Here is a 15304-nt window from a genome sequence, read left to right as displayed (position 1 = left end):
TGAACGTTTTTGTGCCTATTGATGGCTGGAAAATTGATAATAGCTAGCGGTGTAGCGTGCTCTCTCGACTGCTTAAACGTTGGCGGATAGCGTCGTCAGGCAGCCGTTGTCCGCCGGCATCGAACGCGTGAAGCTGGGCCTGTTGGGGAGTAATGAACAGCGTGTCGCCATTACTCAGTTCGACATCGCCGGAGAGGCGCACGGTGAGCGGGCCGGCCTGCTCGCTGTCCACATAGGCAAAGGCGTCAGCGCCAAGCTTCTCGATGAACCGCACACGCCCTTTCCACTCACCCTGATCACGGCTTACCTCTAGATGCTCGGGCCGAATGCCTAGGGTGGTAGCGCCATAGGCCGCCGCTAGCGGCCCTTCGATTAAGTTCATTTTCGGCGAGCCAATAAAGCCAGCGACAAACAGTGTTTCAGGGCGCTGGTAAAGTGCCATGGGCTTGCCCATTTGCTCAATCTGCCCGGCGTTCATCACCACGATGCAGTCGGCCAGGGTCATCGCTTCGACCTGGTCGTGGGTGACATACACCATGGTGGTTTCGAGCCGTTGATGGAGTTCAGCCAGCTCGACCCGCATGCGATTACGTAACGAGGCATCCAGGTTCGAGAGCGGCTCGTCGAACAGAAACACGCCGGGGCTGCGCACAATCGCCCGGCCGATGGCCACCCGCTGACGCTGCCCACCGGATAACTCGGCGGGTTTACGCTCCAGCAGATCCTCTAAATTGAGCAGGCGTGCTGCCTCGGCGACTTTAGCCTCGCGCTCTTTGGGGGGCACCTTTGCCAGGCGCATACCGAAGTCAATATTACGGGCGACCGTCATGTGTGGATAAAGCGCGTAGGACTGAAAAACCATGGCAATATCCCGGTCGCTCGGTTCGGCGGTGGTGACATCCTCCCCGCCGATAGTGATTGTTCCCTGGGTCACAGTTTCAAGACCTGCGATCATACGCAGCAGCGTGGATTTACCGCAGCCGGAAGGCCCGACAAGCACGGTAAAGGAGCCATCTTCGATATGCAGATTTAAGTCTGGGATCACCGTGGTTTTGCCATAAAACGTCTTTTCGATATTGCGTAGTGTTACTTCAGCCATGAGCTTATCTCGTCTCTGAAAGAGGGGCGCGGCGATAGCAGAACGTCTGGAAATCGGCGGGAATGCCGCGGCCGCTAATGTCGTGGGCAGCCATGCCCAGGAAGTTGCCAGTGAAGTAGCCGTGGGCGCGGCCGCTGCCTTCGTCGGAGAGCAGGCCAGCGTCTAACGCGGGACCAATCGACTGCCACTCATCGCCACCTTGGGCATAGCGAAAGCGCAGCTCCTGGGCGTGAATATCCAACCCGAGCCGAATCGTGGCGCCGGGGGCAAGGCTCACGCTCGCATCAGCTATCTCCAGATTCCCGTTAGGCCAATCATCCAGGCAGCTGATAACGTTCAGCACCTTGTCGCCGGTGTCTTTAAGGGTCACCGCTAAGTAATGGAATTTGAAGCGGTTGTAGTAGGCAATCAGCCCGGCAAACTGCTGAATATCCTCAGGCTCAAATTCCAGCGTCGTTTCGGCGCTGCAGTAAATGCTGTCTTGGCGCCTGGCGACTAGCGCCTGCTCAAACCATGAACCGACCGACTCACGGCCAAACAGGCGCAAGTAGCCGGGCCGCTCGGTAAGCGAAAAGAGCCGTTCAGGGTAGGGGGTGCGCAGCCACTGAAACACAGCGGGCAGCGTGTCTGTTTCAAAATCGTAGTGCTCCTCCGGCACAGGAGTCTTTTGTGTAACATCACTCACGGCGACCTTTAACGCCGGGGTATTGCCTCCATTAGCGAGCCGTAGCCAACCATCAGCACCCCACTCCCCCCGCTGAATAGAGGTCTCGCGCCCCAGCGGTGAAAGCCGAGTACCCGGTAAGGGGCGGCCACATAAATGCACCAGGTAGCTATGGCCTTCAGGGCTATCGACCAGATCCGCATGGCCCGCACGCTGTAGCGGGTTTTCAGGATCATGTTGACTCGTCAGAAGTGGATTGTTGGGATGTAACTCGTAAGGGCCTGTCAGCGATTTAGAGCGCGCCATGGTGACCGCGTGCTGGTAGCCAGTGCCGCCTTCCGCCACCAGCAGGTAGTACCAGCCATTACGCCGGTAAAGATGCGGCCCTTCCGTCAGCTTCAGCTCGGTGCCCGTGAAGATAGTCGTAATAGCGCCCACTAAGCGACGTTGCTCAAGATCGTACTCTTGCAGCACAATGCCACCGAAGCGATCCCGCCCTTCCCGCTGGCGATAGTCCCACTGCAGGTTAATCAACCACTTGCGGCCATCGCTGTCATGAAACAGCGAAGGGTCAAAGCCGCTCGAATTGAGGTAGACCGGATCGCTCCAGGGACCCTCGATATGCGGGGCAGTTACTAGGTAGTTATGGCCATCCTTAAAGTTACCCTCGTAACGCTTCATATCGGTGTAGACCAGCCAAAATAGGCCGTCGGCGTAGCTTAGACAGGGCGCCCAGATCCCGCAGGAGTCCGGATTGCCGCGCATATCCAGCTGGCTGGCCCGGCTCAATGGCCGTGTGACCAGCTCCCAGTTAGCCAGGTCGCGGGAGTGATGGATCTGAACGCCGGGGTACCACTCAAAGGTTGAAGTCGCCAGATAGTAGTCGTTGTCTACACGGCAAATAGTGGGGTCGGGGTTGAACCCGGCCAGAATCGGATTATGGATAACATCGTTCATTATGGCCTCTCCTTTATCCTTTAACAGAGCCGCCGGTCAGGCCAGCCACGATGTATTTCTGGGCGGCTAGAAAGAAAATTACCGCCGGAATGATGGTCAAGGTCACGAAGGCCAGAATCATGTTCCACTGGGTAAGGTACTCCCCTTGGAACTGCATCATGCCCAGTGGCCAGGTGTAGATAGAGCGGTCGTTTAACACCACCAACGGCAGCAGAAAATTATTCCAGCTCTGCACAAACACAAACACACCCACCGTGGCTAAAATAGGGGTCGAGAGCGGTAGTGTGAACGACCAGAAGAAGCGCAAATAGCTGCACCCATCCACATAGGCCGCTTCAAATAGCTCTTTGGGCAGTTGATCGAAAAAGGCCTTAAAGAGCAGGATGGCTAACGATAAACCAAACGCCGTCTGGGGTAAGATCACCGCCCAATAGGTATCCAGCAGGCCCAAATCTCGCACCTTGATAAACAACGGTAGAATGGCCGCCGCAAAGGGAAACATCAGGCCGAGCAACAGATAGGAGAGGATCATCTTGGCGCCGAAGAAGCGGATCTGCGAAAACACATAAGCCGCTGCGGCCCCTACCACCAGGGTTAAAAAAACCGTCATTAACGAGATGAAGAAAGAGTTACCCAAATAGCGCCAGAAATTGCTGTCCAGTAGGATGCCGATATAATTGTCGGCATCCCAACTGTCAGGCAACCATAGCGGATTGGTGCGCAACTCAGAATTGCCTTTAAAGCCACCAAAGAACGCCGCTAACAGCGGGCCAATAACAACACTTGCCACCACAATCAGGATGACCACACGCAGGGTGTTACGGGTAGTGATACTTTTCATGCCTTACTCCCCTTGGCAGTGGTGCGTTGGTAGAAAAAGGCGATCCCAATAGCGAGCACAAACAGCACCACCGCAGCGGCACTACCAAAGCCAATATTGAGCCGTGACAGACCAAAGCTATATAGGTAGGTGACGATGGTATGTGTCGAGTTGGATGGGCCACCGTTGGTCATCGGGATAATAATGTCGAAGATCTGCAGCGAGCCGATAATGGCAAAGAAACCACTCACTACAAGGGCGTGCTTAATCAGCGGGATTTGCACAAATAACGCGACTTGTCTTGGTTTTGCCCCTTCCAGCTTGGCAGCCTCAACAAGATCCTTGGGCACGCCCTGCAGGGCGGCAATATAGATCATCATATGGAAGCCAAAGTACTTCCAAACGATCACGGTCATAATCGCTGGAAATGCCCACTGGTGGTCGGCCAGTACATACACCGACTCCTGGCCCATGGCATGCAGCAGCGAACTGGTAATCCCGTAGTCACCGTCGAAAACAAAGCTCCAGATAAGCCCGGCGGCCACTTCTGCCAGAATATAGGGCAGGAAAAAAACCAACCTAAACAGGGTGTTGGTGGGTGTTTTACGGTACACCAATAGCGCCAAACCCAGCGCCAGGGGCATTTGGATTAGTAGCGATACCAGGATCAGTTTGGCGGTATTCCACAGCGCGGTATGAAACACTGAGTGATCCAGCAGGCGTTGATAATTTTGCGCGCCGACAAAATCACTGGGCACACCGTAGCCATTCCAGGAAAAGCCGCTGTAATAAACGGCATCCGCAAGCGGCAGAATGACGAAGAGCGAAAACAGAATTAACGCCGGTGGAAGCAGGATCAATAACGCGGTAAATTTACCGCTCACCAAGCTTTTCTTCACCCGATCGGCATTCCCTCTCCGCTGTACGGCGGTTCGGTCAAGCGTAGTCATGGCAAGCTCCGAGGCAGAACATTGATGAGCACGAGCTATAATGCACGTGCTCTTTTAGCGGGGCGGTCATCTAAACTGCCAAGATTCATCAACCTGGGCCGCGGCCTCTTCCGGGGTGATAACGCCCTGCGCCAAGTCGCCGCTAATGTCATTTATGGTCGCGCCGACGGATGTTCCTAGCGCTTGATCCAGGAACACCTGATGAAACTCAGACTCAGCAAGAATTTCCGCGACACGGCCGGCGTAGGGCGTTTCAAGGGCTTCAGCTGAGCCCTCGGCAACCGGCACAAAGATGCCCGTGGCCGCTGCTTTGCGTTGATTGTCGGCGTTCAGCAGAAAGCGCAGGAACTCTACAGCCTCATCGGGGGCATCACGGGTGACAGCAAAACCGTTCATCCCACCAAAACTCTGTGCATTGCCCTCACCGCCTTCGACCTCTGGAAAAGGAATAAACAGCAAGTCGTCATCCGGGACACCCTCTCCACTGACTGAGCGCTGCTTGGAAGGAAGATAATCCCAGTCTCCCATCACATGAAAGGCGGCCTCGCCATCGCCAAACATGCCGCTGGCACGCTCGTAGGAAGTGGCCATAAAGCCGGGCTGAAAAGGATCAAGCTCAACAAGCGACTGCAGCATCTCGCCAGCGCGTACAAACGGTTCGCCTCTAAAGCCGCCGTTATCACCACTTTTGGCCGCTTCAATGCCCTCTCCACCGGCTAGGCGGGTGACTAAAGATCCCCAATAGAAGTGCAGCGGCCAGCCATCCTGCCCACCAACCGCCATCGGTGTTATGCCCTCTTCGCGCAGCGCAACCACAGCGTCTTCAAAATCGTCCCATGTCTCGATTGCCTGCGCATCGACCCCCGCCCGATCCGTCAGTGCCGTGTTCGTCCAGATACCCACCACCGTGGCGTAGAGCGGTGCGCCATAGACACGACCGTCAAGAGTGAAGGCGCGCACTGCGGACTCGGGGTAGATATCCTGCCAGCCAGCGCGCATCGGCTCGGTTAAGTCGCGGACAAACCCCGCATCCACCTGGTCGCGAAGCCCTTCGCCGCCCCAGGTGTAATAGATATCCGGGCGCTGGCTGGACTGCAGCATGGTGGGCAGACGTGTTTTATATGCCTCGTTGGCAAGATATTCGAACTCAACATTAACCTCGGGGTGCTGCGCTTCAAACTCGGCGACAACATCATCATAGTAGCGCTTTTCAGCACTACTGCTTTCAATCCGTAACACCGTCACAGTGGTATCGGCTGAAGCAGCCACTGACCCCAAAGCAGAAACGAGGGCAACGGCTAGCGCTAAGTGACGTGGGCGTGAACAGGGCACGTTGTACTTGTTAGATAAGTGCATAACGTTCTCCTAACATTATTGAAAAGTTATGATGTAACAAATCAAGACCAGCCGGCATCTACCGCCAGCTCTTGCCCTGTGATCGCTTGGCTTTCGGCGCTAGCCAAGAACAGTACTACGGGCGCGATATGCTGAGGTTCGAGGCGCAGTTTGAGGCACTGGCGGTCTTGAATGGCAGCTTCATCATTTGAGCTAATCCAGTTTTCGAGCTGCCGTTCGGTCATCACCGAACCAGGCACCAGCGTGTTAACGCGGATATTGTGCTCGCCCAGGTCACGGGCTAGGCTGCGGGTCAAGCCATGTGCCGCTGCTTTGGCGGTGACGTAGGCGGGCAGACCGCCTAGCGCCATTTGCACGCTGACCGAACCAAAATTAATAATTCCCCCTCCCCCTGCTTTGATCATCTGTTCCGCCGCCGCCTGGGCGGCAAAGAACATCGGCCGCAGATTGAGCGACATACGCTCATCCCAATAGGCCGCATCCACATCCCGCCAGGAGTGGCGGTCATCGTTGGCGGCATTGTTTACCAAAGTATGGATAGGACCGACGTTTTGGCCGACCTCCGCGATAACATACTGGAGGCTTGCCACATCACGGATATCACAGTGGTAGTAGCGCGGTGCCTCACCCGTCTCTGCGCGTAGCTCCGCGACCAACGCCTCGCTGGCCTCATCGTTGATATCGACGAACACCACCCACGCGCCTTGATAATGAAATGCGCGGGTAAGCGCAGCTCCAATGCCACTGCCACCACCGGTTATAAAGATCACACGCTGCTCAAGGCTCGCATAGCGCGCTGAGTGCTGGTTCATATAAATCCTCACCTCTTTTCACCGTGTTTTAGACATCTATCTACTGTTTAAGGGCTCCAAATGAGTGGCAATGTTTGCGCACCACTAAATGAATGAGGCCACCTATTGATGCTTGTTACTATGACTGGACGGCTTCCCAACATAGATTGTTATAGCGTGATGCTTGATTTACTTTAGACGCTAAATTAAATACTCGCATTACAACTTAGGTCGCATTTTGACACTCGCGTAAACACCTCATGATAGGGGGGCACTCCGCGACAGTTAATAGCCACATATTTTCATCACGAACCATAACGGCGTTCCTATGGCCCTTCCTTCGACTGATACCAGCCGCCGTGACAACACTCTGGCGGTTATTCGTACCCTGCGTGACCAGGGGCCCCTTGCACGTGTCGATCTGGGCAAGCTGAACGGCATCAGCTCCGCCACCGTGACCTCAATCAGCGCAGAATTACTCCAGCAAGGTTTGATTACCGAACATCCCCATGCAACGCCTCGCCCCGCCGTGCGGGGACGGCCTAAAACGCTGATTGCGCTCGATCCACAGGCGGCCTACGTGGTCTGCATTAAGCTATCAATTAATGAGATTCAGCTGGTAGTGGGCAATTTTGCGGGCCAGGTGTGCCACAGCGAATACCATATAATCCCCACCTTGAAGCTGACAGCCGACGATTTAGTCACGCTGCTGCAAGAGAAAGTGAGCGCGGTATGCGCACAACAGCAGGGGAAATTTCAGCGCTTAGCGGGAATCTGTTTAGCGGTGCAGGGAGTGGTTTCATCAGCTTATGGCACGATTATCTGGTCGCCCGCGCTAAGCTTTCGCAACGCATCAATATCCGACCATTTAGTTGAGCACTTTAACTGCAGCGTGCTGCTGGAAAACGATGCCAACTGCATTATCAGCTTTCTGGCAGCACAGCCTGCCTACGCTGACAGCCCCAACTTAGTGGTGATTATGCTGGGCTACGGCATTGGGATGTCGGTACTGATTAACGGCGTGCCGTTTGTTGGCGCTAACGGTTCGGCAGCCGAACTTGGACATAGTAAATATCAGCCGGACGGCACGCTATGTGCCTGCGGACGACGCGGCTGCATCGAGGCCTACGTCAGCGATTACGCACTTTACCGAGAGGCCGTTCACCATTCAGTGCTGCTTAATGACGAGACGACTCATCCCTCAGAGTCACAGATGCGGTCACTAACGCAAATGGCAGCACAGGGCGACCCGCAGGCTATGCGCATTTATGCCGAGGCAGGCCGCGCACTGGGCTACGGTATCGCCAATGTATTGGCGCTGTTTAATCCTGATCTAGTGCTGATCACCGGCGCTGGCGTACGCGGATTTGATGCGATGCAGGAAGCGATGCAACACGCTATCAGCGAAGCGCTAGTGGCAGAACTGGTTGGCTCAACCCGCATAGAAAGCCACGCCTGGGATCAAGACATGACCTGTATGGGCGGCATCGCCATGACGCTTTACGCCACCGATTCTCAGACGCTGTTATCCACCAATGAGCGGGCGTAAAAGCCTTCAATCGTGATAGACCACGCTGCGCCCACCATCAATGGTCAGGCAGCTTGCGTTGATAAAGGGCGCTTCATCTGAGGCCAGAAAAACGACCGTCATCGCCACTTCCTTGGGCTCCCCAAGCCGCCCAGGCGGCAGCAAGGCTTCGATATGCGCTCGCGCCGCGCCAGGGTCATCGAATGTCTGCCAATGCATCTCCACCGCCGGGGTGGCGATATAGCCCGGCGCAATCGCATTGACCCGGACGCCTTGAGCGGCGTACTCAATGCCGAGTGCCCGCGTCAGACCAATCAAACCATGCTTAGCCACCGGGTAGGGAAAGCAGCCGGGGATAATCGAGAAGCTATGCGTAGAGGCAATGTTGATAATGGCACCACCGCCCTGTTCCAACATATCCGGTAACACCGCCCGACTACAGTACCAGGCACCTTCCAGATCGACAGCGAGGCACTGTCGCCAGGCCTCATCCGGCATGGCGAGCGGCTCATGAAAGACATTCATCCCGGCGTTATTAACCAGGGTAGTAAAGGGCCCGTTAATCTCACGCGCCCTCGCCACGGCGGCCTCCACCGCAGCACGATCGGCAATATCGGCGACTAACGCCAGAGCCTTATAGCCTTCGCTACGCAGCTTAGCCACTAGGCATTCGACGCTAGCGCCATCCCGATCCAGCAAGGCGACTGTAGCTCCTTCCTGCACGCAGACCTCGGCGATGGCGCGACCGATGCCGGTGGCTGCCCCGGTCACCAGGATATGCTTAGCGGCCAATCTAGCGGTCATTACCCCACCTCACGTCTTCTTTTCAGTTAGCCAATCAAGCATTAATGTGCGCCTGTCAGGCCCGTTGACGGCGGGTCTGCTTCCAGCGATCAAACATCACCGCCAGCAGTAAAATCCCACCGCGGACTAGGTACTGGTAAAACGTCGGCACGTTGAGCAAGCCCATCGCATTTTGCACGCAACCCATGATCAGCACCCCGACCACCACGCCGGTGATCGTCGCCACACCGCCCGACAGCGCGACCCCGCCCAGTACACAGGCGGAGATCACCGCCAGTTCCAGGCCCATGGAGGTATTGGGGTCGCCCAGACCCATGCGCGAGGCCAGCAGCACCCCTACGACCCCAGCCACCACACCCTGGAGGCCAAAAACAATAATCTTGAGACGGCGGACGTTGACCCCCGCCAACGCGGCGGCCTCTGAGTTACCGCCAGTAGCCAGTACATTGCGCCCGAAGGCCGTCATATTGAGTATCACACCAAAGATCACAAAGCAGGCCAGCATCGTCCATACCGGCAGGGTTAGACCGAGAAAGGAGGCGCTGCCGAGGTCAAAAAAGCCCGGCACGGTAATCATCACAGCGTCACCGCCAGAGGTGATGTAAGCCAACCCGCGCACAAACTCCATCGCCGCCAGCGTCGCGATCAGCGAGTTAATGCCGAACTTGGCAATGACTAGGCCGTTAAAGGCGCCTACCGCGCCGCCAGCAAGAATGCCTCCCATTACACCGACAAACACGCTACCGGTACTGGTGGTCAACGTCGCGGCTACCACCCCTGCAAAGGCCACCGTAGAGGCCACCGAGAGATCCACCTCACCCAGCGCCAATACCAACATCATGGTGGCCGCTAAACTACCGATCAGCGTCACCGACAGCAGCAACCCGACCATATTGCGGCCAGTTAGGAAATCGGGGATGAGCACCGCTAGGGTGATAAACAACAACAAAAAAATCGCAATCATGCCCGAGGTGTCGAGCAGTGTACGTAGCGGCTTGATAAGCCCTTGGCGCCCCGCCGGGCGAGCAGGCGCCTCATGGCCATCGCCTTGGGTTACATCGTTCGTTGTCATGGTTGTCGTCCTGAGCGTGTTCTTTTAAGAGCAAGCGGGCTGAAAAAAGCCGACTTAGGCGGGTAATGCCAGCCCCAATAGTCGTTCGGGAGTGGCCGATTCTCGCGGCACCACGTCCACCAGCTCCCCATCGCGCATCACCGCGATGCGGTCGCAAATAGAGCTGACTTCCGCTAGGTCGCTGGAAATCACCACGATGCTTTTGCCTTGTTCGGCCAGGTCGTAAAGCAGCGAGTAAATATCTCGCCGCGCGCCCACGTCGATGCCTCGGGTCGGTTCATCCATCACGAACAGATCAATCTCTTCAGCCAGCCAGCGGGCCAGAATTACCTTCTGCTGATTACCCCCCGAGAGCTTACCAATGGGCGTTCGCGGGCCCGGCGTTTTAACGCTGAGTTGCTGGATATACGACTCGGCATTACGCCGCTCACGGCCAGGATGGCGGAACATTCCCCAGCGTTTAAAAAAGCGTCGACAGCTGATATTGAGGTTGTCGGCCACGCTGGCCACCGGGAATATACCCTGGGACTTACGATCCTCTGGGCACATGGCAATCCCCGCGCGGATGGCATCCTGAGGGCTTTTAAACCGTCGCACCTCGCCGTTGAATTGCACGCTGCCTGCTTTGGGCGCCTCGACTCCGCAGACCAGCCGTAGCAACTCGCTGCGTCCGGCACCGACGAGACCAAACAGCCCAAACACTTCACCGCGCTTAACGGAGAAACTGACCGGCGCCTTGAGACCGCGCCCCTGAATGCCCTCGACGTTCAAAATCACGTCACCATGTTCGCGAGGGCGATAGCCGTAAACATCGTTGATATCCCGGCCCACCATCTCACTCACCAGGAGGTCGTGGTTGAGCACCGAGATATCCTCGTGTGTGCGAATATGCTGGCCATCGCGGAAGATCGTGACCGCATCGCACATCTCGAATACTTCTTCCATGCGGTGTGTCACGTAGAGCACTACCCGCCCCTCGTCGCGCAGCCGTTTGACGATGCGCTTTAGCTGACGGGTCTCTTGAATAGAGAGGCTACTGGTGGGTTCATCGAAGGCGATGATCTTGGCGTCGCGCAACAGTGCGCGGCCAATCTCAATCATCTGCTGTTGGCCGATGGAGAGATCGCGCACCTTGGTCGAGGGGTGGATATTCCCCTCGCCAAGGTCGGCCAGAATTGCCAGCGCTTTTTCGCGCAACTCGCGGCGGTTAACAAAGCCTCGCCGCGTGGGAAGCTGGCCCAGTAGCAGGTTCTCGGCCACCGACATATTGGGCGAGAGCGTCAGCTCCTGATAGATGATGGCGATCCCTTCCCGCAGCGCTTCTCGGGCGTTACCGAACACATGGCGCTGGCCGTTTATCCACAGCGCTCCCTCCGCCATGCGATTAACGCCGCTCAACACTTTGAGCAGGGTGGATTTACCCGCACCGTTCTCACCCATCAGTGCATGTACTTGACCGGTTTGAGCGCCAAAGCTCACCCTATCCAGCGCGCGCACCCCAGGGAAGACGACGCTAATCGCGTCGAAACGTAGATAAGCATCAGACATGCGTCAAAACTCCCGCGGTCACTTACCGTTACAGATCATGTGCTTCACAAACATGCACGTCACAAACCCAGCTCTGCGCGTACTTCCTGCCAGTTGTCACGCGTCATTAAGACACCTGAGGTTTCGGTATTGGCCGGCGGTTGTGTGTCCTCACTAATCCAGCGATAGAGATCTTCTGCGGTCTGTCGGCCGTGCATGGTAGAGCTGACCGCGACGGTGCCGTGAAAGCCAGTGGGGTTATCGCGTGAGAACTCGGCAAAGGCAGCACCGGAACCGTTGATACCCACACCAATCACGTCTTCGGCCGCTAGGCCGTACTGCTCAGTGGCCCGGACGCCACCCAACACACTTTCCTCGTTAAGGGCATAGATCACCCAGTGCTCATAATCGCCACGTTGAGAGAGCACCGGGGATGCCGCCGAAAAGGCGCTTGTGGTATCGCTGTTTTGCTGGGGCGCATCGAAGATGTTGCTTTCAGGAAAGCCTGCGTCAAGGAGGGCGGCGGTCGCACCGTCGGTACGCTCAACGGCAGTGGGTAGCTCGTTATTGGTAATGCGTAGCGCGGCGACTTTTTCGGGATCCCAGCCGCGCGCCTCCATCTCGGCAGCAATCGCATCGCCTGCCTGCTGGCCAATCTTATAACCTGACATGCCTAGGTGCGGTACGCCTTCCATCGGCTCACCGCTCGAGTTAACAAACTGGTCATCTACAGTGACCACTTTCATATTGTACTGGTTGGCACGGTTCATGATCGCGGGCCCTAGACGCACATCCGGCGGGCAGATCACAAAGCCGTCCGCACCCTGGGCGTAGAGGTTATCAATAGCGGTGAGCACTTCCTGGCCATCTTCGCCGCTCAGGCGTACCACATCGAAACCGAGTTCTTCACCGATCGCCGTAGCGGCCTGTTGTTCGTTAATAAACCATGCCTGCTCCGGTTTTTTAACAATAAAGCCAACTTTCACCTCGTCTTCCTGGGCCTGTACTGACCCCAGCGAGGCCAACATAACAGCGCTACCAAGGGCCAGCCGGGTAAATATCTTAGTCACTCTCATTGTTATGCTCCTGCAATTTTTAACGTTATTTTTATTGATATTTCAATCTTTTATTACCAACCCATTGGGGTGGTTATTCTTCAAAATCCTGCTGTACCGAAAAGCGGTATACCGTACGCGAGCGGTACGTCTCACCCGGTTCTAGGATCGTGCTGGGAAACGTCGCCTGATTGGGAGAATCGGGATAGTGCTGGGTCTCCAACGCAAAGCCGGAGCGGTGCCCGTAAGGCTGACCCTGTTTACCGGTCAGCTCACCGTTAAGGAAATTGCCGGAATAGAACTGGATCGCGGGTTCGGTGGTGGTGATTTCCACCATGCGTCCACTCTGCGGCTCCCAAACCTTGGCAGCCACAACGAGTTCATCCGGTGCTGCGTTATCACGGGCCAGCACAAAGTTGTGGTCATAACCGCCGCCGAAAGCGAGCTGTTCGTTGTCCTGCTCAATCCATTCGCCGATAGGCATCGCCTGGGTAAAGTCGAACGGCGTGCCGTCTACTGCGCGAATCTCGCCAGTGGGGATCAGCGTGTCGTTAACCGGGGTAAACGCAGGGGCGTTAATCATTAGCTGATGATCGAGAATGGTGTCGCTACCCTCGCCCTTAAGGTTGAAGTAGCTGTGCTGGGTGAGGTTAATCGGTGTGGCTTTGTCAGTCACCGCCCGATAATCCACCATCAGTTCGTCATTATCGGTCAGGGTGTAGGTCACTTCGGTCTCCAACCTGCCGGGGTAGCCCTCTTCGCCATCCTCACTGGTATAGCGCAACACAAGCCCAGTGCCCGAATCATTCTCAAACGGCTCAGCCTGCCACAGCACTTTGTCGAACCCTTTCTGGCCGCCGTGCAGGTGGTTGCTACCATCGTTGGTGGCCAATGAGTAGTTTTCCCCATCAAGCGAGAACTGGCCATCCGCGATACGATTGCCGTAGCGGCCAATGATGGCACCGAAGTAAGGGCTGGCCTGTCGGTACTCATCGGAGAGATACGCTTCCAAGGCGTCAAAGCCCAGCGCTATATCATCAAACTCGCCCGTCAGATTAGGGGTTTTCAGCGACAGAATGATGCCGCCATAGTTGGTCACCCGCAGCTCAATCCCATTGGCGTTAGTAAACTGATAGACATCGACCTGGCGACCATCGGGCAAGTGACCAAACACCGACGTCTGGACGCTGTTGTCGGCTTCACTGGCCGTGTCAGTTTCAGCGTTGTCCTGGGCTTGCGCGGCGTTTATCAGCAGCAACACGGCGATAGCGCTGAGCAGCAGAGGAGAACCGTTTTTTAATCGTTGGCTGGACATGAGAGGCATGAGCTTCCTCCTGGTGGGATTTTTGTTGTTAGGTCAGTGCTATTAATACCGATTCAATCACTACAGTAGCCACGTCTTTCATAACCAACCAATATACAAATGCATCACTATCGATATACGTCTAAGTATCAATAACAATTCAAGGCTTATCCCATGGGCATTCTCGATGAGAACGGGTTTCTAGATACGCGACTAAAGTTGCCCCACTGCTCACTCTTTTGCATCGAATAAGCACTCTCACGATGGAGCCACCGGCTCCATCAGACTGGCGATAGTACTGGCGACAGTACTGGCGAGAGCACTGGCGGCCTCTCACATGACCAGAAATTTAGAGTGAACGCACCGTGACAATCGCTTCATCATCACTGCTAAAGCGCAGTGTGTTACGCAGCGGACGGCCAAACTCGGGCAGGTCGATCTCGAAACGGTCGCCTTGCTGGGTTTTCACGCTGTCGGCAAAGCTAAGCGTGGCCGTACCAAAGTAATGCACGTGCACATCGCCCGCTCTGCGGAAGTTAGCGTACTTGAAGTGGTGATGTTCAAGATTGGCCAGAGAATGCGCCATGTTCGCCTCGCCGGTCAGAAACGGCTTTTCCCACAGCGTTTTACCATCGCGCACAATACGGCTGGTGCCTTCAAGGTGCGCAGGCAGTTCGCCAACCAGCAGCTCAGGGCCAAAGCTGCAGGCACGCAGCTTTGAATGCGCCAGCCACAGATAATTAAAGCGCTCGGTCACGTGATCCGAAAACTCATTGCCGATCGCATAGCCAACCCGCCGGGGCTGCCCATCGCCATCAATTAAGTACAGCCCGGCCAGCTCTGGCTCTTCGCCTGCGTCTTGCGCAAACGCTGGCACCGGAAATTCGCCTTCTGGATTAACAATAATGCTGCCATCGCCTTTATAGAACCACTCTGGCTGCGCGCCGCACGCACCGCTCTCGGGCTTGCCGCCTTCCACGCCGAGCTTGAACATGCGCATCGAGTCAGTCAGCTCACTTTCTTTGGCCTGCGCCTTAGCATGCATGGCCGAGCGGGTATCGGCACTGCCCAGGTGAGTCAGCCCCGTTCCCGTCACAAGGCAGTTCGCTGGGCTTGAGTGAGTCAATGGTGGGAGTAGCTGCTTTGCTTCTATCAGCGCGGCATAATCTAGGCGTTCTTCGGTCAATGCCGCCTCAACAACCTCCGTTAACGGGCGCGACTCGGCGATAGCCTGCTGGGCCAAGCCATATACTCCTTGGCTACCGCTGATAAGCCGAACCTGTTGAGGGCTTTCGACCATGGCGGCTCTCAATTGGCCTTCGTGTAAACACTGAATCAGACGCATACCGTTCTCCTGTTTTTATAACCGGGTGTTATG

Annotated in this window: 13 protein-coding genes; 1 reads left to right on the top strand and 12 read right to left on the bottom strand. The window is 56.1% G+C overall.

Going from position 1 to position 15304, the window contains the following annotated elements; translation table 11 throughout:
• Nucleotides 1-43 precede the first annotated feature (43 nt).
• The 6 genes from ACT3TF_RS08090 to ACT3TF_RS08065 all read right to left on the bottom strand — a co-directional run bounded on the left by ACT3TF_RS08090 (nt 44) and on the right by ACT3TF_RS08065 (nt 6658).
• Nucleotides 44-1099, bottom strand: a complete 1056-nt coding sequence (locus tag ACT3TF_RS08090; protein WP_444671990.1) for an ABC transporter ATP-binding protein — start codon at nt 1097-1099, stop codon at nt 44-46.
• Between the two features lie 4 nt (nt 1100-1103).
• Entirely contained in the window at nt 1104-2720 is a 1617-nt protein-coding gene (locus ACT3TF_RS08085) for a glycoside hydrolase family 43 protein (protein WP_444671989.1), read from the bottom strand.
• Nucleotides 2721-2733: 13 nt separating this feature from the next.
• Nucleotides 2734-3561: a carbohydrate ABC transporter permease gene (locus tag ACT3TF_RS08080; RefSeq protein WP_444671988.1), complete on the bottom strand. Its 828-nt coding sequence runs from the start codon at nt 3559-3561 to the stop codon at nt 2734-2736.
• On the bottom strand, nt 3558-4490 hold the full coding sequence (locus tag ACT3TF_RS08075) for a carbohydrate ABC transporter permease (RefSeq protein WP_444671987.1): 933 nt from the start codon (nt 4488-4490) through the stop codon (nt 3558-3560). The genes ACT3TF_RS08080 and ACT3TF_RS08075 overlap by 4 nt, the downstream gene beginning before the upstream one ends.
• 66 nt (nt 4491-4556) lie before the next feature.
• The gene (locus ACT3TF_RS08070) at nt 4557-5846 is read right to left on the bottom strand and encodes an ABC transporter substrate-binding protein (RefSeq protein ID WP_444671986.1); all 1290 of its coding nucleotides are present in this window, start codon (nt 5844-5846) and stop codon (nt 4557-4559) included.
• A gap of 41 nt (nt 5847-5887) precedes the next feature.
• The gene (locus ACT3TF_RS08065; protein ID WP_444671985.1) at nt 5888-6658 is read right to left on the bottom strand and encodes an SDR family NAD(P)-dependent oxidoreductase; all 771 of its coding nucleotides are present in this window, start codon (nt 6656-6658) and stop codon (nt 5888-5890) included.
• 307 nt (nt 6659-6965) lie between these two features.
• On the opposite strand from ACT3TF_RS08065, the gene ACT3TF_RS08060 reads away from it, so the two are divergent.
• On the top strand, nt 6966-8186 hold the full coding sequence (locus ACT3TF_RS08060) for an ROK family protein (protein ID WP_444671984.1): 1221 nt from the start codon (nt 6966-6968) through the stop codon (nt 8184-8186).
• A gap of 6 nt (nt 8187-8192) precedes the next feature.
• On the opposite strand, the gene ACT3TF_RS08055 is transcribed toward ACT3TF_RS08060, so the two are convergent.
• The 6 genes from ACT3TF_RS08055 to araD1 form a co-directional block, all read right to left on the bottom strand.
• A complete protein-coding gene (locus ACT3TF_RS08055; RefSeq protein WP_096277855.1) occupies nt 8193-8969 on the bottom strand; it encodes an SDR family oxidoreductase in 777 nt (258 codons plus the stop codon).
• 55 nt (nt 8970-9024) lie between these two features.
• On the bottom strand, nt 9025-10041 hold the full coding sequence (gene araH / locus ACT3TF_RS08050) for an L-arabinose ABC transporter permease AraH (protein WP_444671983.1): 1017 nt from the start codon (nt 10039-10041) through the stop codon (nt 9025-9027).
• Nucleotides 10042-10095: 54 nt separating this feature from the next.
• Nucleotides 10096-11589, bottom strand: a complete 1494-nt coding sequence (gene araG, locus ACT3TF_RS08045; protein WP_444671982.1) for an L-arabinose ABC transporter ATP-binding protein AraG — start codon at nt 11587-11589, stop codon at nt 10096-10098.
• A gap of 59 nt (nt 11590-11648) precedes the next feature.
• A complete protein-coding gene (locus tag ACT3TF_RS08040) occupies nt 11649-12644 on the bottom strand; it encodes an arabinose ABC transporter substrate-binding protein (RefSeq protein WP_444671981.1) in 996 nt (331 codons plus the stop codon).
• A gap of 73 nt (nt 12645-12717) precedes the next feature.
• The gene (locus ACT3TF_RS08035; protein ID WP_444671980.1) at nt 12718-13947 is read right to left on the bottom strand and encodes an aldose epimerase family protein; all 1230 of its coding nucleotides are present in this window, start codon (nt 13945-13947) and stop codon (nt 12718-12720) included.
• 328 nt (nt 13948-14275) lie between these two features.
• On the bottom strand, nt 14276-15271 hold the full coding sequence (gene araD1, locus ACT3TF_RS08030; RefSeq protein ID WP_444671979.1) for an AraD1 family protein: 996 nt from the start codon (nt 15269-15271) through the stop codon (nt 14276-14278).
• Between the last annotated feature and the right edge of the window lie 33 nt (nt 15272-15304).

Origin of the sequence: Halomonas sp. AOP25-F1-15 (genome assembly GCF_052378675.1) — a bacterium.
Lineage (GTDB): Bacteria > Pseudomonadota > Gammaproteobacteria > Pseudomonadales > Halomonadaceae > Vreelandella > Vreelandella casei.
Note: the sequence above shows the minus strand (reverse complement) of the source record. Positions and strands in the feature narration are given on the sequence as shown.